The following is an 18,145-nucleotide window of genomic DNA, read 5'->3' as shown; positions in this document are numbered from 1 at the left end:
AAGAAAATTCAATCTCATGAGTCTTTTGGATATAAAAAAAGATTTTACCGATAAATCGGTAAAATCCGGAATCGATCATCAAACTCTGTTTTCATAAATCTGAAACAGTCTGACATTTGTCTTTTCATCTTTTTTCAGCTGATGTTTAAGGCATGATCACTCAGTAAATTTGTAATTTTGATATACAACAGCAAATTTCTTTTTCTTATTTAGCTTATGTAACTTGATTGTACTGTATATTTCTGATGTAAAAGATGCATATATACCTGAAATACCTAGTTTCCATTTATACGAACCTCTTGCATTCATATCATACCCTACCTTTTCAGCTTTACCGTCAGGAACCGATGTAGAAGAACTTGTGATAATCATTAAAGGATCTATTCCAGATGTTCCACTATCGGATGCATACCTCATTTTCAATCCAAAATTCCCCACTGTATAGTGGTTTCGTAGCACTAAAGATCCTAATGTGATGCCAAGGGATTTCACACTAACCCTACATGTAAATCTTCTAGCACCATATTTTTTTTCGAGTACATTTCCTTTTGAAAAATCATATCCAGAAGTCTTTACTAATTCATCTTCAGTTGACTCTATAACATCGGAAGACTCTAATTCAATAGTCGTCCCCATGCCTAAATCTATTTCTTTATTTTCACCTAATTGAACATCAACTTCACTTAAAGTATTTTGTACTCGCTCTCCTACTTCTTCAAGATATTCAGTCTTCTCCTCATCAGTTGAATCCTCCAAAGCTTGGATAAACTTTTGTTTTTTAACTTGTTTTGATAAATCATCACTTTTATCAATTTCAAAAATTTTTTCTTCCAAACTTAAACCTTGCGTTTTTTCCTTTGCAATGGCAGTCCCATAGGCAGTAGGGAACACTAGCAAAAAGGATACTAATAATAAGAATCTCTTCATTCAAATCACCCTCCGAATAAAGTAATTTTTTTAGGTGTATTTAACTGGAAGTCTATTCAACTATTGTTAATATTATCATGTATAATACTTAGAGACAATAACAAATCGGAAAAAATATACTTTAATTGCATTTATATTAAAATATACTTTTAATTTTATCTTTCTTCTCTATAAAATTTATTTTTTGATTAAAATGTGTTTTAAGATAATGCTCCTTTTTATGATTCACATAATATAACAAATGAATCATTTTTTTGAAAAACACCTTTTTTTTTAGATGCACATGTGTTAAATTATTGTTACATATGAATAAAATAAATGAACCAAACCAATTAATCTTAATTGCAAAGGCACTTGGAAACCCAATTCGCTTACAAATTCTAACCATCTTATCAAAAGGAGGTTGCTATGTTAGTGAGCTTGCACGCAAGTTAGAAATCAATAGGACATTACTTTATTTGCATCTAACCAAGCTCGAGGAGACAGGAATTATATTTAGTGAAATGAAAGTTTCATTAGATGGTAAAGCTCTTAAGTACTATTATCTAAAAGAATTTTCCTTTACGATTGATAATGATTTAATCGAGAATTTGGGGAAACAACAATCTACAGAATGTAAGGAGACTAAAGATGGGGACAGTTGATATTATCACAATTTTAATACCAGTATACTATTTTGTAATGGCAGCACTTGTCATTGCGGGTATCGTTGCCTTAACAAAGGTTGTCAAAAGATATTTAAGGAACGGCAAATTGGCCGAAGAGAAATTGAGACTTGAAAACGAGGAAATAAAGGATATCAAGCAGCGGCTTGAGAAAATTGAAGCCATACTAAAAGACGTAGAATAAAAATTTTCCCAATTCAGTCATCTGTATGATGGGGATTTGTTTGCAATAATCTTCCCCTCAAGATGATATCCAGCTGAATGACTTGATTGGGTGACGGGCTTAATGGTTCGTTTTAATGTACCACTTTAGTGGCAAGCTCAAAGGTCTTTTCTTATTTTTGCTTCCTTTTCTTGACCTTTTCATCTACAAAGGATTCCATATATCCCTTAAATCCCCACGCGACGATATTATCTTCGATCTGATTTCGTATATATGTTTCTATTACTTTTTGTTTCTTCCTACTTTATCTACGTAATATCCAGCACACCGAAAATACCGACTCGTATCTGTATTTCAGATTTGCGTGTCGATCGGAACCCTAGGCCTTGCCTCGGGTTTTCTTTTCCACAAAAAAAGATTTTACCGATAAATCGGTAAAATCCGGATACAAGGGGAACAGCACCATCTTAGTTTTTCTGCGCAAGGTAAACGGTTGTGATCAGCATTGATAAACATTGCAGGATATATAAACCTGTTATTAAGAAAAATGAAAAGGAAATCCCTTGGAAAATAATTGCCAATGTCCAGGCCATTAAAATAGCCGCCATTGTAATGTTCCAGGAGAGCGCCTTAGCCTGATAATTAATTTTCTGCTGGCGTTCATCGAACAGCCTCTCTTTTTTTCCAATCCGTTTGTTCACACTGTATATAATTACGATCCCGAGCACGCCTATTCCTAAACCTGCTAAAGCGATCAGTGTGTTTGTCATCGTTTCAGTCAATATTTTCATCCCCCTCAAAAATAAATAAATCTTCAATCAGACATTCAAAAATTTGAGCCAGTTTATGCGCCAGAACGAGTGAAGGTTTATACTTCCCCTTTTCAAGGGAAATCACCGTTTGCCTTGACACATCGAGCCTTTTAGCCAGTTCTTCTTGTGTCATGTTCAGCGAAGTGCGCTTTTCCTTTATTAACGTTTTCATCTTTCCTCCATCGGAATGTAAAGTTTACTATACGTAAAGTATACTCAACAAAAAATCAGGTGTCAAGTTAACTTTACAAATAAAAAAAGATAGACAAAACAGACTTTCGCCTGTTCATCTATCTTTTTACTTCACGATTTCTTTTTACGCCCCTAAATCGACATTATGGTAAACTTGCTGAACGTCTTCCAAATCTTCCAGCGCGTCAATCAGTTTTTCAAACTGCGCACGCGCATCCTCAGGAAGGGCGACGTCATTTTGCGCGAGCATGGTCAGCTCGGCCACCGTGAACTCTGTGATGCCGGCGTTTTGCAGCGCCTCCTGTACGGCGTGGAACTGATCGGGCTCGGCATAGACGATCACCGCATCGTCTTCTTCTAAAATATCACGGACATCAATATCCGCTTCCATCAATAATTCGAGCGTCTCATCAGCCGTTTTCCCTTCAAAGCCGATGACGGCCGTCGGATCAAACATGTAAGCGACAGATCCGCTCACACCCATGTTTCCGCCGTTTTTGCCAAATGTGGAGCGCACATCGGCAGCCGTGCGGTTGACGTTGTTTGTCAACGCGTCAACGATCACCATCGCTCCGTTCGGCCCGAAGCCTTCATAGCGCAGTTCGTCATAATTTTCTTCAGAACCGCCCTTCGCTTTTTCAATCGCCCGCTCAATAATCGCTTTCGGGACATTGTATGTTTTGGCGCGCTCTAGCACGAATTTCAGGTTCTGGTTCAGTTCGGGGTCGGGCTCTCCCTGCTTTGCCGCCACATAGATTTCGCGGCCGAACTTGGCGTAGATTCGGCTCGTATTCGCATCCTTGGACGCTTTCTTCTCTTTTATATTGTTCCATTTACGGCCCATGATGTAACCACTCTCTTTCAACATTGAATCTTTCATTCACAAAATCTATTATACCGCAGGGCCGGGCGATTTCATCAAATTGATGCATCGAATTTACGACATTTTTTTGGAAATCCGTCTTAAGATGCGAGTTTTCCGCTGTCTTTCTTCTGCTCTTTTTTCAAAACAGTAATGAAAATTCCTGCAATTACAAACACGATTCCGGTTAAATGAACCAGTGTGAATTGCTCCTTCAAAATGACGCCTGAGAGCACAACGGCCGATACGGGGAGAACCGAAGTGAAAATCCCGGAAACGCTCGCCGGCACTTTCGTCACGCCGTTGTACCATAAGTAAAAAGCAAGCACCGTAACAATCAGCGCGTAATAAAGGACATATGACCAATCAAGAAGTCCGGGAACGCTAAAATCAAACGAGACAGCCTCAATGACCGCAAACGGCAGAAAAAACAAAAAACCGAACAAGGAAACAAACGCCGAAATCGCCAATGCGGAAATATGGGGCGACAGCAATTTTGCCATTAGCGTAAACATCGCTTCACCGATCACTGCGGCCGCGATTAACAGATTTCCCATCAATGCATAAGGGCTCCCCGCTTCGCCGCCGGCCCCGAACAGGTTGATCGCCATCACACCGATAACGGCCAGCACGATGCCGGCAGCCATTCTTTTTTCTATTTTTTCTTTTAATAAAAAGAAAGCCAAAACACCGACAGCCATCGGCGTCGTGCTCGTAATAATGCCGCTCTCCATCCCCGTCGTCAGCTTAACCCCATAAAGCATGCAGATGCTGAACAGAAAGACACCCGTAAAAGACTGCAGCAAAAGAACAAAGACATCTTTTTTCGATAGAGCGGGAATGCCTTTCTCAATCCAAAAAAGCAAGATCATTAAAACGGCAGCCGCGATAAAAAAACGAATGCCAGACGACAAAAACACCGGAATCGTCTTCACCATCAGCTTGCCGACAACAACCGAACTCCCGACGATCGCCATGGCGAGAGCCAGAGAAAAATAAACCGACATTTGGTTCCGCATGAGTTTTCTCCTGTCATAATGTATTTAAAATCCTTTTTAAGTTTAACAAAAATAAGGTAAAATTTATTTCTTTTGGAATAAATATTTTCAACTCTTGCACATCAACCAGACAGCATTTTAATCAGTCCGCTTAATTGCGTAATCCCTTTCTTCAGGTCTTCACAGGAAGCAAATGCATATGACAGCCTCATGTAATCGCCTCTTTCCTGCCCGTATATGGCCCCAGAATTAAAGAGAATTCCTTTTGAAAGTGCTTTGGCATAAAGAGTTTTCATCGATACCGGCGGCAATATCTTCAGCCAAATAAAGAAGCCGCCTGCTGGAACGCTCCATTCCGCGAGTCCTTCCAACTCTGTTTCTAACACATGCAACACAAAGCTTCTTCTTATTTTTAGTTGTTCTCTGACGTTTTCCAAATGTTTCTGGTAAAGCCCAGATGTCAGCCATTCGGCTGCGACTCTCTGAGACAGTGAACTCGAGCCGTAGTCCGTCTGCATTTTAATATCTGATAAACGTTCAATGACCGGCTCCGGGCCGACGATCCAGCCGATTCTTAATCCCGGGCTCAACGTTTTCGAAAAACTGCCAATGTATAAGACGCGGCCGTTTTTGTCCATCGCTTTCATTGGAGCAGGCGGCGGTGCATCAATCCATAATTCGCGGTATATATCATCTTCAATGATAGGCAGGTGGTGTTGTTCGCTGAAAGCCAGAATCTCTTCCCTCCGCTTTTTGGACATTAACACTCCGGTCGGATTTTGAAAACAAGGGTTGGTGTACAAAATGGCTCTCGTCCGCATGTTTGGCGTCATCTTGATGCTTTCTGGCATGAGGCCTTCTTCATCCATTTGCAATCCGGCCATCCTCATTCCCGCAGATTGAAAGACATGCAGCGAATAAAGGTAAGACGGCTGATCAAGAAAAACGGTTGATCCGCTTTGCAAAAGCCCCATGGCGATTAACTGCAATGCTTGCAGCGCGCCGGAAACGATTAAGATGGAAGACGGGGAAGCGTGGATGCCGACCGTTTGTAAATAGCTGCTCAACGCCTCTCTTAAAGGAAGATAACCTTTTGGCTCCTCATACCCAAAGGCATCCATGTTATGAGCAACCTTCTCCATCATCTCCTTCATAATGTCCAGCGGAAACAATTCATTTGAAAGTTCGCCTTTGCTGAGCTGTATCAATGTTGAATTCGATTCAGATTGATTAATCTCCTGAACCGTTTTCCGGCTGGGCTGCTGGAATCCGGCTGCCACGTATTTATCCCAATCAGGGGTCGAATGTTTGGCCAACAATGTCCATGTATTGTTTATAACGATCGTGCCTTTCCCCATTCTGCCTTCTATTAATCCATCGGCTATTAATTCTTCCAAAGCTGTAATCACCGTGCTTCTGTTCACAGCGAAATGTTTGGCCAATGAACGCTGACTCGGAATTTTGGTGCCGATCGGCCATTCTCCATTTGCAATCTTCTCTTTTATAAATTGAATGATTTGTTTGTATTTTGGCACGCGGGGCATAAATGGATCTCCTTTTATCGATAAGTGGTTGGGTTTATATTCTCAAAACTGGTTGAAGCCATTTTACCAAACGTCCATTAAGATGGATACACACATTTAAACCGGTTGGTTTTTTTAAAAAGGAGATTGAAAAATGATGAAGAAACAGAGGATGTACATCATGTTGTCATACTGCCTGATGATCGGCTTTTGGGCTTCGGCTTTTCCGGGGATTCGAGTCGGGCTGGAGGATTATACGCCTCAGCACCTCACATTGCTTCGGCTGCTGTCAGGTTCTTCGGCTCTAATATTGCTGGCTGCTGCCGTCCGGATGCGCCTGCCGGAAGCAAAGGACATCCCCATCATTTTGCTGCTCGGTTTTTTAGGATTTTCCGCTTACCACACATTGCTCAATCAAGGCGAGGAAACGGTCAGCGCCGGAATGGCAAGCCTCCTGGTCACGACAACGCCTATTTTTTCAGCATTGTTAGCGAGGCTGTTTTTCGCAGAACGATTTGGTGCAGCGAAATGGCTCGGATCAGGGATCAGCTTTTTAGGCGTCATGCTTATATCACTCGGCGTCGGAAACTTTGAAAACACGGCGGCTGGGGTGTTGTTCATTTTACTGGCCGCGATATGTGAAAGCATCTATTTCGTTTTTCAAGAGCGCTACATTCAAAAATACGGTTTTATCCCTTTTGTTTCATACGCGATTTGGGGAGGAACCATCCCCATGCTGTTCTTTTTGCCCGGGCTATTCGAAGAGCTTTCTCATGCTTCCATTCAATCTACTGCAAGTGTTGTTTATTTAGGATTGCTCCCTACAGTTGTCCCATATTTTGCGCTTGCTTATATCACCTCGTACAGAGGATCTTCAGAGGCCGCGATTTCGCTTTATTTAACGCCAGCCGCAACACTTTTCATATCATGGGTATGGATAGGCGAAATTCCCGCTTTCCTATCACTTGCCGGGGGAATCATAACGATAGGCGGTGTACTGTTTACATACAGAGGAACGAAAAATAGCATTTACAAACTCGAAAAATTTAATTCTGCTTATCTCCAAGAAAACTAGAAAGGATGTCCGGACCCGGGGGCATCCTTTTTCAATGGAATGGGCGCCGCTTGCGAAAACGAAAATTTCCCAATGGATGCTGCAATCTCGTTTTATTTTTTAATCGATCAGTTGTCAGGCAAAGAATGGTTTCACATTAGAAAAAAGCCTTTTTATATGGAAAAGGCTCTTAAACTTTATTTTTCTCATAAACTTGTTTAACCAAATCAACGATATATTCGATATGTTTTTCATCATCGATTTGAATTTCATAATCACCGTTCCCCCAGTGGCCGGTGTTTGCGACATCCCTAAATAAATCCATGGGATCATCTAACTCGCCTCTTTTGGCATTTATCCAAATTTTTAAGCCCTTTTTTAAGAGAAGAACGTCTACCATGTTACGCTTATGAACAGTAAATGCGATATATAGCTTTGTTGCTTTGACAGATATGTTGTCACCCACATTTAAAATCTCTTCTTTTAACTGCTGGTATAGATCAATCACCTCATCAGGCTTACGGACTAGATGATCTTCTTCTGTGAAAACTTTGATTTCCCTGCTCACTTGTTCGATTGCTTCACTTTGATTCGAAATTGTGTTTATCGACCCCGATGCCCCATTTGGTCTGATAGGATTCATTTGTAGCAGGTCATTTTCATACCTTTTGATTTCCCACAATTCCATCGGCAAATCTCTAAAATTAATGGATTCCTTTTGGTGTGTAGTAAACTCAGGCGAAATAAAGATGACCCTTGATTGCGACCAATCGACACTGTTCCTTTTTAAAAGCTTCTCTTGATTTTCATTATATTCAAGAATAAAGTCAGCTTTATTATTAAGCATGATGGACAGATAAGCATAGCCTTGATCTATTACGCTGGAATGTTTCTTGTTTTTATATTCAATAATAACAAACGATTGTGTCTGGTCATCAAATGCTAGCGTATCAATCCGAAATCCGGCGACTCGAAACTCAGAGGCAATGAACTTGAGGCCTAATAATTGCTTTAAATTTTTTTCACATAGGTGCTGTATGTCTTTTTCTTTCTCAAACGGTATTTCCCGGATTTCTTTCATATCTTGATGGTGTAATTGAAAGAGATTCATGGCTGCGCTCCTTACCTTCATTAAGAATGAACAACGTCATTTTCTAAAAGCATCCTCTTCAACAATCCGCTCGGTTTATTCGCGCTGTCTGATAAACAATTCATATCACCCATGACAAGGAGGCTGTCCTTTGCCCTTGAAACTGCGACGTTTAGAAGGCTTTTATTGGCGTCTATGAAAAAGCAGCCGTCATTTTTCCCGTACACCGTCGACATGATGATGACCTTTCTTTCGCCGCCTTGAAAGGTATGGACCGTTCCTACGTCGATAAACGGTTTAACATCGGGTGATAGCGCACGCTTGATGATGCCGACTTGCATTTTAAAAGGGGTGATAATGCCAATGAGACTTTTTGGATCATCTTCATGATATGCATTTCGGATGTTGTAGAAATGCTCATTGATCCATGTGGCGATGGCCCTTGCCTCTATTTCATTATATCGGCTGCCCGCTTTTTTGCTTGACTGGTATGAGTCAACCTGCATATGACCAAGAGGTGGAATCGATAATTGAACAAGCGGATTTTTCTTATCCTCTGCCGCTTTACCTCTCATTGGCTCAAGTTTTCCTCTATACACCAGATTGTTGCAGTATTCAATAATTTCATCATAACAGCGCCTATGTTCGCTCAAAAACAAACCGCGTTGCTGATGTTTTTCGTATTTACAGCTTTTGCACGCTACCCTCATCACACTAGATTCTGACGTATTCAAGCCGAGTTCGCGAAGCTTCTCAAACTGTTCGATCGAAGTAATAACATCATTTGAAAGAGCTAATGAAATATCCAATGTTTCGTTGATATTCCACACCGGTTCAATCTGATAAACATCTCCGACAACAACTGCCCGTTTCGCAAGCGAAAATGAACATGCCGCAATCTCAGGAGTCACCTGTCCTGCTTCATCTACGATTAGTAAATCAATATAATTGTAGAGAAAATGCTCCTTCCCATTGTTATAGGCCAGCAGCATTCGCGGAAGCTGATAAAAAGTCATCACAAAACAAGGGGTCAACATACTTAAATTTGTATAAAACTGATTTAACACATTATCGAAATTTGTGCCTCTTTGTTTTTCCGACAGTCTTTTCTCTAAAAGCCATCTGCACTCATAGTAATGAACTGCTAGCCAAAAAGAGGCGTATTTTATGGTTGTATCTAAAAATTCATTCGCCTTATCTAAAGAAGAAAATGAACCAGGATATTTCTCAAGAATGTTCAGTGATATAAGTTCCACCATTAATTGTTTATATTTTGTGTTCAATTTGCTGACTTGTTGGTATGTCGCATCGACCTGCTTTATTTTTTCTCTCGTCTCTTTTGCTTTTTCGCTATACAGAGAGAGAATTTTATCGAGATTCATTGACTCATCAATAAATTCTTCATCCGGCTGAATAAAATATCTGACATAACTGACTAATTTGCTCTTGAAGAACGGCAGAAACTTGAATAAGCGAACAAAGAACGGCAAGTTTGAAAAGTGCGTCTGCCACTCTTTTATTCTTTGTTGTATCGATTGAAACGTGCTTTCCCACTCGGTTTTTTCCTCGGTCAATTGCGTCATGTATGTATCTAAAGAAACGCCTTTGGGAGCTATTTGATCATATTCGGAGAATAAGGATAAAACTTTTTGTCTGATTTCTTCAAGCGCTGTTAACCGATTTGAAATCGTTTGCTCACATTGCTTAATATCAGTATGGTTTGTTTCAAAATATCGACTGCATTCTTTGAGCATCTTTTCGGTTGATCGCTCAATGTTCTCGTTGCTTTCAACTTCGTCAAAAAAGTTTTCTCCCCGAGGGTTCGTATATTGAAATCCTTTTTCTTGCGCCTCTTTCTCCTTGCTGCCGGACGGAAAATAAACAGCAAAGCTGTCGACTCCTTCGATCCATCGCTGCTCTAAATGATTGTTTTCCCATTTTGGTTTAATCTTTCCGAATGATTCAATAATATTGGTTACTGCCTGATTGTTTGTTGATGAAGCGACAATGACAGGAGGATCTTCCTTTTTTAATGCTCGTTCGACATAAAGATTGGCAACGAGCGACTGCAATAACGTCGTTTTCCCCGTACCCGGCGGACCGTTGACTGCAAGAATTTCTCCATCTTCCATATTGTTGAAATGGTTCAGGCACTCCCTTTGCGATGGCGACAAAGGATATTCCCCGCCCATTTGTCCGACATGCTTCTGCATTTCTGACATCCGGTTTGGAATAAGCGGCGATAAAGAAGTGAATTTTTGGTTGATAAAATTTTGATAAAGCTGCAGATGATTCGGCTGGCTGGATAAAAGGTGATCATATAACTTTAATATATTTCTGGTTGCATTGATGGAATCATCCTTAAAGATATAAACATTTTTCTCTAATTCTATTTCTTTAACTGTATTTGAAGTTATTTCGGTTTCTGTAACTGACTCATACATATCTTTTGCAAACTCAAAATAGCTTTTCCAAGTGAGGTTGCTTTCCAACCTCTGATAATTGTTGCTCATATATTCATCAAAGTCATTGACATAGCCGATCGCAAGCTCTTCGTCAATGATTGGATGAAGATTCTCTCTCGGAATCCATGGATATTTGTCTTCTGAAGGCAACAACATACCATTGGCAGTCAAAACTGCCGGGATATAAAGAATTCCGGTCATATCTTCAATATTTGTCTCAACCCTTTGCTGCACGTCGAATTTCGTCTTGATCGTCTTTGCCACAACGATAACATCGAGTTTACCGGAGACATTTTTGTGGTCTGAAAGTACCGCGTAGTACTTACTGTCTATCTTTCCTTGTATAAGGCTATTCAAATCTGAAATCATAAAACGACTGTTTTTAAAGTTAATTTTTAGTTTCGCAGCGACACTATCGCGAAAATACTTGGTTACAGTTTGGGATGCCATCGCTTTTCCTCCTGATGTGTAAAAAAAACATGATACTGGTAATAACATTAAGTAGTAACAATTATATCCTAAATGAATATATGGATAAATAACTGGCTTTACAAAAATATAGGAAAATAAAAAAGGATGTCATCATATAATATGAGACACCCTTCTTAGGCAAATCTTTGATCAAACTCTAAATCGCTTCCGCTAAAATGATAAACCGGTACTGTGTGACATCAAAATAACCCTTTTCTTCAATCATTTTATGAATCGCGTACAATTCATCCGTGTATTGATCCACTTCAAAACCGGGCGCCTGCCAGGGAATGGCTTTTAAGTAATAGACCAGAGCCCCAATATCATAAAACCTTTGAGTCGGACACTCTTCCCTGCTTTTTAAAACCTTAAAATCATGTTTTTCTATTTCTTTTAACGCTTTTTCCAAGTTCCAGTCCTTAAATTCTTCATTTAGCGGCACACCAAGTTTTTCATTGATTTCTTCGCAATCATGCCCGCCGACTTGCTGAGTGAGAAACAGTCCTCCTTTTGAAAGGATTCTCCTCACCTCTTGTGCTGAATATGACTCGTGTTTATTGATGACCAGGTCAAATTGGCCGGATTCAAATGGAAGATCTTCATCATCATCAATTTGGACGACCTGAACCCCTAAAGGCGTCAATCGTTCCTTTGCAACTGGCACATTGGGCAAATAGCATTCAGTAGCGTATGCTGACGAAGGAAACGGCCCCAATTTCGATAAAAATTCTCCGCCGCCTGTCCCCATATCGAGCATGGATTTGGAATCTTGAATAAGAGACAGAGCCATGCTTCCGTATGACCATGAAAGCAGGTCGCTTTTCATTCTTCCCGTATCGTCAATGAAAGAAAAATCCCAGCCGCTGAAAGGCTTATCTGCGTGTTTTAAATATGAAAGAAATGTTTTGTCATTCATAGTATCCCCCTCCAATTTTAATGTTTAAATATGTTTTAAACGATTGGAGGGCCTCTCGCGAATTTGGAAGGTTTTTATATTTCATGCTCTTGTAGATTCACTGTAATCGCACCCCATTTCATGGCTTTAAAAAAGAAGCCTGTAAAAGGACTTCAGCAAATATTAACCTCCAACCGGCAGCTCAGCTGTTTGAACGCCGCCTGACGCCTGATTGTGGCTTTGGGATAAAGCAGCTCCGCCTAAGACCATAGCAGTTAACGATAAGCAAAGAATCAATTTTTTCATGACAATACCTCACTCCCTAATGATCTCATTTTGTTTTCGGCTTTCATGAATATTTTAACAAATTCCAGCGCTTCCTTGAAATCTCCTTTTTTCTCAAAATAGCTTGAGATGAGCAATGAAAGGTCGCAAACACCGTCTAAATCATTCATCTCGTCCAAGGAATCGATGTCGTCTTTGATGCTTTTTACGTTTTCATGGCAATACAGCTCATACATAATATTTATTTTCTTTTCATAATGCTTATTCCCGTGTTTCTCTAATTCCTCCTGTCCTTTTTTATAATAGAACAGGGCCGCTTCTGTTTCGCCGATTTTGAAAAACTCTCTGATCAGCATGTAAAGCGAGTTGATATAGTAGCTTGACTCGCACCATTCGGCATTGCTCAACGCATGCTGGACGGCGAGAATGCATTCCTGAGACCGGCCGGAATTGGAATATAGAATGCTGATATTGTGGTGAAGCATCGCTTCTAAAAATGAATCGTCAATTTTTTTGGACATTTCGATCGATTCTTCAAAGTACTTCTCCGCATCTTTAAAGCGCTGCATCTGCATGTAATTTGTCCCCATTACAACCTGGGAAATCGCCAGCTTTTTTTCGTACCCGTCATGCATTTTGTAAATATTCATCGTGTCTCTCGCATAATTGAGAGAAACCGCATTTTGCCGGAGAGACATATACAGCCATGATACTTTAAAATAAAACTCGGCCGCTTCGATCTGATCGGGCACCTTCGCCAGTTTTTTCTCGGCAACCTTGTACAGGCTGATCGCCCGCTCAACATTCTTGTTGTACGCTTCATGCATCGCCTCAAAAAAGTAGAAATAGTAATCGATCATATGATCCGTCTGCTCGATGCACTCGATTTGCGAATCATTAAAGTAAGACTCCCGCGGCAGCCGCTCTCCCCTCGCATCATAAAGCATCATTCGGTACCGCTCCTCAAGAAGCGAAAAATAAGCCAGCACATTCTGATCCTCTTCCATCCCGGAAAACATCGACTTCGCCTCATCAAAAAGATGCTTTGCCTGCTCAATATCATGCTTTTTAATAGCCAAATGGAATTCGTTCAACACCCCCGCAACCACTTCTGAAGCGACCTTGCTCATGCCGAACCCCCTCTTTCTCTTTAAGATTGTTCTCTATCTGTAAAATGATCTTATCACATGTGTAAATTTTTGTAATGACCTTTTGTCAATTAGTGATATGTTTTTGTCAACAATTGAAAAAGCCTTTTGTTGTCAATTTTAACTGTTGGTATAGATCAATCAACTCATCTGGCCTATAAACAGAAATGCTCCTTCTTTTTCAAAAACAAGAAACCACTCGCCTTCCACAAAGGCAAGTGGTTCTTCATTTATTTTAATTGCTGATAAGAAATCAATCGATGAATATGGACTCCCAAGTATGTTAGTTCATCGTTCGGAATGACGATTCCGTGTACCTGTTTGATATAATCCTTGATTTTGAAAGCTACATCCATTGCTTGCGGATATAAATTAGCAATTTGCTCAAACAATTCATTCTCCTGATTTGCCAGCAATTTATCAGCGTAAAATCTTTCAACAAAAAATTTAACGTGTGTGATAAATCGGCTGTAATGAATATTTTCTTGATCCCATTTCATATTTAGTGTGTACCGGACAAGATTGACTATGCTCCCGATCATTTTTGCATACTTCATTCCATTTTTTGATTCTGTTTCTTCACCTAATGCATTAATTAAGTGGAACGCAATATTTGCCGCTTCCTCTTTCGGTAATTGGATCCCCAGTTTTTCATTGATGAGCTGCAGTGCATAATTCCCTGCCTCAAACTCTTCTGTATAGTAGTTTTTAATTTCCCAGTAGACGCGATTCGTAATATTGATGTTCTTTTTATAACGCTCTACTGCAAAATTTAAGTGATCCATTAATGTGAAGTATACACCGGAATTTAGCTTTGTTTTTAATTTTCCTTCTGCATAATGAACAATTTGCTGTGTCAATTCAATAAATTCTTGCGGTATTGAATCCAACAGTTGAAGAAATTCTTTTGCCTTCATATTGTCTACTGGCATAAACACTTGATCAGCTTGTTTTTCTTCAATCATATGCCCAGGTTTTCGTCCGTAACCGATACCTCTGCCGCATAAAACCATCTCCTGTCGGTTCTGATCTTCAGCCAGTACCACACTCGAGTTTAAAACCTTTTTTATTTTAAACATCGCCATCACCTTTTCATGAATGCGGTTTTTTAGTCTAATACTTCTCCATTTGACTCGATCACTTTCTTATACCAGTAGAATGAATCTTTACGTGAGCGCTTCAATGTCCCGTTGCCATCGTCATCTTGATCAACATGGATAAATCCATATCGTTTGGACATTTGAGATGTTCCCGCACTAATAATGTCAATGGATCCCCAGCTGGTATATCCGAAGAGATCTACACCTTCTTCAATGGCTTCTTTCATCTGACGGAAATGTTCTCTGAAATAGTTAATACGATAATCATCATGGATCGATCCATCGCTTTCAACAACATCTTTCGCACCCATGCCGTTCTCCACAATAATGAGAGGTTTTTGATAGCGATCATACAATTCAATGAGCGAAATTTTTAAACCGACCGGATCGATTTGCCAACCCCAATCTGTTGAAGGCAAATAAGGGTTTTTCACACCGCGAATCGTATTGCCATCTGTTTTTTCCAGCCCTTCTTGTGCAGATTCTGTCAGGGACATATAGTAGCTAAATGAAACGAAGTCTACCGTATGTTCTTTCAAAATGGCAAGATCGTCCGCTTCCATCTTAATATTGATATTTTTTCGTTCCAGCATGCGTTTGATCAATGGCGGATATTCGCCAAACACTTGAACATCTGCATAGAAATAGTTATCAAGGTTTTGCTTCAGTGCGCGTTCTACATCATTCGGATGACAAGTGTGCGGATATGTCGTGAGTTTCGTTAGCATACATCCCACCTGACTGCCGGGAATGATGCGATGACAATCTGCAGTCACAAGAGCGGATGCCACAAATTGATGGTGCAATGCTTGATAAACCGTTTCCTCTATTTTCCCTTCAGGACAGCGATCAGGAATGATTCCCGCTGTAATGAAAGAATGGCGATGTATACTGTCAATTTCATTAAAGGTAAGCCAGTATTTTACGACATCTTTATAGCGTTCAAAACACACATTTGCGAACTTCACAAAGAGATCGATCACTTTTCTTTCAACCCATCCGTTGTATTTCACACTAAGTGCTAATGGCATTTCATAATGTGACAGAGTCACGATCGGTTCAATGTTATGTTTTTTCATTTCTTGAAACAGACGATCATAAAACTGAAGGCCTTTCTCGTTCGGCTCAGCTTCTTCTCCTGTCGGGAAAATTCGGCTCCATGCAATCGATATACGCAATGTTTTGAAGCCCATTTCTGCAAAGAGAGCCAAGTCTTCTTTATAGTGATGATAAAAGTCAATCCCTCTGCGCTTCGGATATTTTTTTACGTCCGGGTCTTTCATTGCGCGTTCAATGTTTTCAGAAGTAACAGCAAGGTGTCCTTCGTAATCTTCTACACTCAAATTCGAACGGTACATGGCAATATCTGCAACAGACGGTCCTTTTCCATCAACATTCCAAGCTCCTTCTGCTTGGTTTGCGGCAATCGCACCGCCCCATAAAAAACCTTTTGGAAATCCTTTTGTCTTTGTCATCATGATTACCCTCCTAATTGTGTAACAACCATCAATGTATCTTGACGATTGACCTCTTTTAATTGCGTTACTTTTATATCATATTGATCCGTATTCGTAATAACTGCTAGTGTAACTGGATCATAACCTGCTTCTTTAATTTTTTCTAGGTCAAATTGAATGAGCAGATCACCTGCTTTGACTTTGTCTCCTGCTTGCACCAATGGTTTAAAGAACTTGCCCTCTAGCTGAACGGTGTCAATCCCAATATGGAAAAGAACCTCAACTCCGTTTGCTGTTTTCATGCCGAGCGCATGATTTGTTTCAAAGAGAAGTGAAATCTCGCCATCTACCGGTGCATATAGTTCACCCTTTGAAGGAATAATGGCAATTCCTTCTCCCATTACCTTTGAAGAAAATATGTCATCTTCTACATCAGATAGTGAAATCATTTGACCGATGACTGGACTTTTGAATGTCTCATCTGCGCCAAGTTTTTCAGCGAAAACACCTTGCTCTGCTTCTTTTTCCGTTTCTTCTGTCTTTCGATCTTTTCCTAAAATAAAGGCGGCAGCAAAAGCAACAACAAATGAGATGGCAAAACCGATAACTGCAAACATGAAGTTGCGTGGAAGCTCGTCAGATATAAACATCGACATACTTGCAAGACCAGGTCCAACAAGAACAAACGCTTGAAGTCCGACAAGTCCAATGAAGATGCCGCCGATGAAAGAACCGATCATGACACTGCTAAGCACACGTTTATTTTGCAGTGTCACCCCGTATAATGCAGGTTCGGTAATCCCAAAGAATGCGGAAATCCCTGCAGAAATGGCAGTTGAACGAAGCACTTTATCTTTTGTGCGAAGGGCAATTGCGAAACACGCCCCACTTTCAGCGAGATTGTGTGCAAGTGACGCAGGCAAGTAGAGTGCTTCTTTTCCGAGATTGCCCATTGTTGTTACAGCGTACGGCACCATCGCTTTGTGCATCCCTGATGCGACCATAAATGGAAGGACTGCTGCCAGAATCGCAACCGCAACCCAGCCCACTTTGTCAAACATAGCAAGGATGATTGCTGTGAAGCCTTGCCCTGCTGTAAAACCGATTGGTCCCAGCAGCAGGAGAGTGATCGGAACTGTCATAACCAATGACATCATCGGTACGAAGAAAATTCGAATGGGTTTTGGCGAAATACGAGTAAACCATTTTTCCATCTGTGCATACAACAGGACAGATAAAATCGCCGGAAACACCTGATAGGCATACGCAATATTTTTCACATCAAATGAAAATAATTGAGCGCCTTCTGTCAGCATAGCCGCCATGTTTGGCAGAATAAGAGCGCCGACTGCCGATAATGCAACAAGCGGATTCACTTTTAATTTATTGGCTGTCGTCACGGCTACCAGCAATGGCAGGAAGTAAAGCGGCGCATCACCAACCATATTTAAAATTTGATACGTTTGCCCTTTGGCATCCATTAATCCGAATAACGAGAAGAGGAGGAGAAACGATTTTAAAATCCCTCCACCCGCAATGGCTGGAACAAGCGGTTGAAAAACGCCGACAATGAAGTCTAATAGTACAGTCCCCGCTTTTCGCTTTTCCTTCGGCTGATGGGAAGACACACTTTGTTCAGAAGGTGATCCTCCGAGGAGGCCGGTCAATTTCTCATAGACTTCAATGACATCGTTTCCAATCACAACCTGGCATTGGCCCGACATACGGACAGCGATGACACCTGGTGTTTTCTCAAGTGCCGGCACATTCGCCTTGTTTTGATCAATCAATGTAAAACGGAGTCGTGTCGAACAATGCTCCAAGTGGGCAATATTCTCTTTACCGCCTACATGCTGCAATACGTCTCTTGCTGTTTGTGTATAATTCATTGTTTCTCCCCCTTTTCTGAAACATGAGACCTATATTTAGGCAATAAAAAAAGGACCTAAACCGACAAATTAAAAAATTTATCGGTTTTAGATCCTGCCTGCATGACCAGTCACATGTCTAATTTATCAATATTGGATTTGATTAAAGT

The 18,145-nt window shown here is 40.5% G+C and carries 17 protein-coding genes; 3 read left to right on the top strand and 14 right to left on the bottom strand.

Features of this window, described 5'->3' with window-relative positions:
- Nucleotides 1-156: 156 nt before the first annotated feature.
- Nucleotides 157-927, bottom strand: coding sequence for a hypothetical protein (locus M1D67_RS03980; protein ID WP_020450498.1), 771 nt, complete (start codon nucleotides 925-927; stop codon nucleotides 157-159).
- A gap of 305 nt (nucleotides 928-1,232) precedes the next feature.
- On the opposite strand from M1D67_RS03980, the gene M1D67_RS03975 reads away from it, so the two are divergent.
- On the top strand, nucleotides 1,233-1,571 hold the full coding sequence (locus tag M1D67_RS03975; RefSeq protein ID WP_095292926.1) for an ArsR/SmtB family transcription factor: 339 nt from the start codon (nucleotides 1,233-1,235) through the stop codon (nucleotides 1,569-1,571).
- Complete coding sequence (locus tag M1D67_RS03970; RefSeq protein WP_020450496.1) at nucleotides 1,558-1,776, top strand: hypothetical protein; 219 nt, start codon at nucleotides 1,558-1,560, stop codon at nucleotides 1,774-1,776. Before M1D67_RS03975 ends, M1D67_RS03970 begins: the two co-directional genes overlap by 14 nt.
- A gap of 446 nt (nucleotides 1,777-2,222) precedes the next feature.
- On the opposite strand, the gene M1D67_RS03965 is transcribed toward M1D67_RS03970, so the two are convergent.
- The 5 genes from M1D67_RS03965 to pdxR all read right to left on the bottom strand — a co-directional run bounded on the left by M1D67_RS03965 (nucleotide 2,223) and on the right by pdxR (nucleotide 6,163).
- Nucleotides 2,223-2,546: a DUF2178 domain-containing protein gene (locus M1D67_RS03965; protein WP_223254874.1), complete on the bottom strand. Its 324-nt coding sequence runs from the start codon at nucleotides 2,544-2,546 to the stop codon at nucleotides 2,223-2,225.
- Nucleotides 2,530-2,739 (bottom strand): helix-turn-helix transcriptional regulator, encoded by a 210-nt coding sequence (locus tag M1D67_RS03960; protein WP_020450493.1) that lies wholly within the window; start codon nucleotides 2,737-2,739, stop codon nucleotides 2,530-2,532. The genes M1D67_RS03965 and M1D67_RS03960 overlap by 17 nt, the downstream gene beginning before the upstream one ends.
- A gap of 144 nt (nucleotides 2,740-2,883) precedes the next feature.
- Nucleotides 2,884-3,603 (bottom strand): YebC/PmpR family DNA-binding transcriptional regulator, encoded by a 720-nt coding sequence (locus M1D67_RS03955; protein WP_003179658.1) that lies wholly within the window; start codon nucleotides 3,601-3,603, stop codon nucleotides 2,884-2,886.
- 119 nt (nucleotides 3,604-3,722) lie between these two features.
- Nucleotides 3,723-4,640 carry a DMT family transporter gene (locus tag M1D67_RS03950; RefSeq protein ID WP_064505133.1) on the bottom strand — a complete coding sequence of 306 codons (918 nt, stop codon included), beginning with the start codon at nucleotides 4,638-4,640 and terminating at the stop codon, nucleotides 3,723-3,725.
- 101 nt (nucleotides 4,641-4,741) lie between these two features.
- The gene (pdxR, locus tag M1D67_RS03945) at nucleotides 4,742-6,163 is read right to left on the bottom strand and encodes a MocR-like pyridoxine biosynthesis transcription factor PdxR (protein ID WP_026578912.1); all 1,422 of its coding nucleotides are present in this window, start codon (nucleotides 6,161-6,163) and stop codon (nucleotides 4,742-4,744) included.
- 136 nt (nucleotides 6,164-6,299) lie between these two features.
- On the opposite strand from pdxR, the gene M1D67_RS03940 reads away from it, so the two are divergent.
- Nucleotides 6,300-7,217: a DMT family transporter gene (locus M1D67_RS03940; protein ID WP_479831837.1), complete on the top strand. Its 918-nt coding sequence runs from the start codon at nucleotides 6,300-6,302 to the stop codon at nucleotides 7,215-7,217.
- 169 nt (nucleotides 7,218-7,386) lie between these two features.
- Here M1D67_RS03940 and M1D67_RS03935 read toward each other — a convergent pair whose 3' ends face one another.
- The 8 genes from M1D67_RS03935 to M1D67_RS03900 form a co-directional block, all read right to left on the bottom strand.
- Nucleotides 7,387-8,307, bottom strand: coding sequence for a DUF5655 domain-containing protein (locus tag M1D67_RS03935; protein WP_020450488.1), 921 nt, complete (start codon nucleotides 8,305-8,307; stop codon nucleotides 7,387-7,389).
- 20 nt (nucleotides 8,308-8,327) lie between these two features.
- Nucleotides 8,328-11,201 (bottom strand): DEAD/DEAH box helicase, encoded by a 2,874-nt coding sequence (locus M1D67_RS03930; protein WP_479831609.1) that lies wholly within the window; start codon nucleotides 11,199-11,201, stop codon nucleotides 8,328-8,330.
- Nucleotides 11,202-11,379: 178 nt separating this feature from the next.
- Entirely contained in the window at nucleotides 11,380-12,138 is a 759-nt protein-coding gene (locus M1D67_RS03925; protein ID WP_039073293.1) for a class I SAM-dependent methyltransferase, read from the bottom strand.
- A gap of 162 nt (nucleotides 12,139-12,300) precedes the next feature.
- Complete coding sequence (locus M1D67_RS03920; RefSeq protein ID WP_011197633.1) at nucleotides 12,301-12,423, bottom strand: PhrK family phosphatase-inhibitory pheromone; 123 nt, start codon at nucleotides 12,421-12,423, stop codon at nucleotides 12,301-12,303.
- Nucleotides 12,420-13,532: a response regulator aspartate phosphatase gene (locus M1D67_RS03915; RefSeq protein WP_479831608.1), complete on the bottom strand. Its 1,113-nt coding sequence runs from the start codon at nucleotides 13,530-13,532 to the stop codon at nucleotides 12,420-12,422. The genes M1D67_RS03920 and M1D67_RS03915 overlap by 4 nt, the downstream gene beginning before the upstream one ends.
- Before the next feature lie 248 nt (nucleotides 13,533-13,780).
- Nucleotides 13,781-14,629, bottom strand: coding sequence for a PRD domain-containing protein (locus tag M1D67_RS03910; RefSeq protein WP_479831607.1), 849 nt, complete (start codon nucleotides 14,627-14,629; stop codon nucleotides 13,781-13,783).
- A 29-nt stretch (nucleotides 14,630-14,658) separates the two neighbouring features.
- Nucleotides 14,659-16,125, bottom strand: coding sequence for a glycoside hydrolase family 1 protein (locus M1D67_RS03905; RefSeq protein ID WP_479831606.1), 1,467 nt, complete (start codon nucleotides 16,123-16,125; stop codon nucleotides 14,659-14,661).
- 5 nt (nucleotides 16,126-16,130) lie between these two features.
- Entirely contained in the window at nucleotides 16,131-17,996 is a 1,866-nt protein-coding gene (locus M1D67_RS03900) for a beta-glucoside-specific PTS transporter subunit IIABC (protein WP_479831605.1), read from the bottom strand.
- Nucleotides 17,997-18,145 lie beyond the last annotated feature (149 nt).

The sequence above is a fragment of the Bacillus sp. PK6-025 genome (assembly GCF_056530265.1).
The sequence above is the reverse complement of the archived record's forward strand: the minus strand, read 5'-3'. Positions and strand labels throughout refer to the sequence as shown.

What these genes read in the sequence shown, in the direction of transcription:
- M1D67_RS03980 (WP_020450498.1), bottom strand. Translation starts at nt 927, where the DNA reads ATGAAGAGATTCTTATTATTAGTATCCTTTTTGCTAGTGTTCCCTACT.
- M1D67_RS03975 (WP_095292926.1), top strand. Translation starts at nt 1,233, where the DNA reads ATGAATAAAATAAATGAACCAAACCAATTAATCTTAATTGCAAAGGCA.
- M1D67_RS03970 (WP_020450496.1), top strand. Translation starts at nt 1,558, where the DNA reads ATGGGGACAGTTGATATTATCACAATTTTAATACCAGTATACTATTTT.
- M1D67_RS03965 (WP_223254874.1), bottom strand. Translation starts at nt 2,546, where the DNA reads ATGAAAATATTGACTGAAACGATGACAAACACACTGATCGCTTTAGCA.
- M1D67_RS03960 (WP_020450493.1), bottom strand. Translation starts at nt 2,739, where the DNA reads ATGAAAACGTTAATAAAGGAAAAGCGCACTTCGCTGAACATGACACAA.
- M1D67_RS03955 (WP_003179658.1), bottom strand. Translation starts at nt 3,603, where the DNA reads ATGGGCCGTAAATGGAACAATATAAAAGAGAAGAAAGCGTCCAAGGAT.
- M1D67_RS03950 (WP_064505133.1), bottom strand. Translation starts at nt 4,640, where the DNA reads ATGCGGAACCAAATGTCGGTTTATTTTTCTCTGGCTCTCGCCATGGCG.
- pdxR (WP_026578912.1), bottom strand. Translation starts at nt 6,163, where the DNA reads ATGCCCCGCGTGCCAAAATACAAACAAATCATTCAATTTATAAAAGAG.
- M1D67_RS03940 (WP_479831837.1), top strand. Translation starts at nt 6,300, where the DNA reads ATGAAGAAACAGAGGATGTACATCATGTTGTCATACTGCCTGATGATC.
- M1D67_RS03935 (WP_020450488.1), bottom strand. Translation starts at nt 8,307, where the DNA reads ATGAATCTCTTTCAATTACACCATCAAGATATGAAAGAAATCCGGGAA.
- M1D67_RS03930 (WP_479831609.1), bottom strand. Translation starts at nt 11,201, where the DNA reads ATGGCATCCCAAACTGTAACCAAGTATTTTCGCGATAGTGTCGCTGCG.
- M1D67_RS03925 (WP_039073293.1), bottom strand. Translation starts at nt 12,138, where the DNA reads ATGAATGACAAAACATTTCTTTCATATTTAAAACACGCAGATAAGCCT.
- M1D67_RS03920 (WP_011197633.1), bottom strand. Translation starts at nt 12,423, where the DNA reads ATGAAAAAATTGATTCTTTGCTTATCGTTAACTGCTATGGTCTTAGGC.
- M1D67_RS03915 (WP_479831608.1), bottom strand. Translation starts at nt 13,532, where the DNA reads ATGAGCAAGGTCGCTTCAGAAGTGGTTGCGGGGGTGTTGAACGAATTC.
- M1D67_RS03910 (WP_479831607.1), bottom strand. Translation starts at nt 14,629, where the DNA reads ATGTTTAAAATAAAAAAGGTTTTAAACTCGAGTGTGGTACTGGCTGAA.
- M1D67_RS03905 (WP_479831606.1), bottom strand. Translation starts at nt 16,125, where the DNA reads ATGACAAAGACAAAAGGATTTCCAAAAGGTTTTTTATGGGGCGGTGCG.
- M1D67_RS03900 (WP_479831605.1), bottom strand. Translation starts at nt 17,996, where the DNA reads ATGAATTATACACAAACAGCAAGAGACGTATTGCAGCATGTAGGCGGT.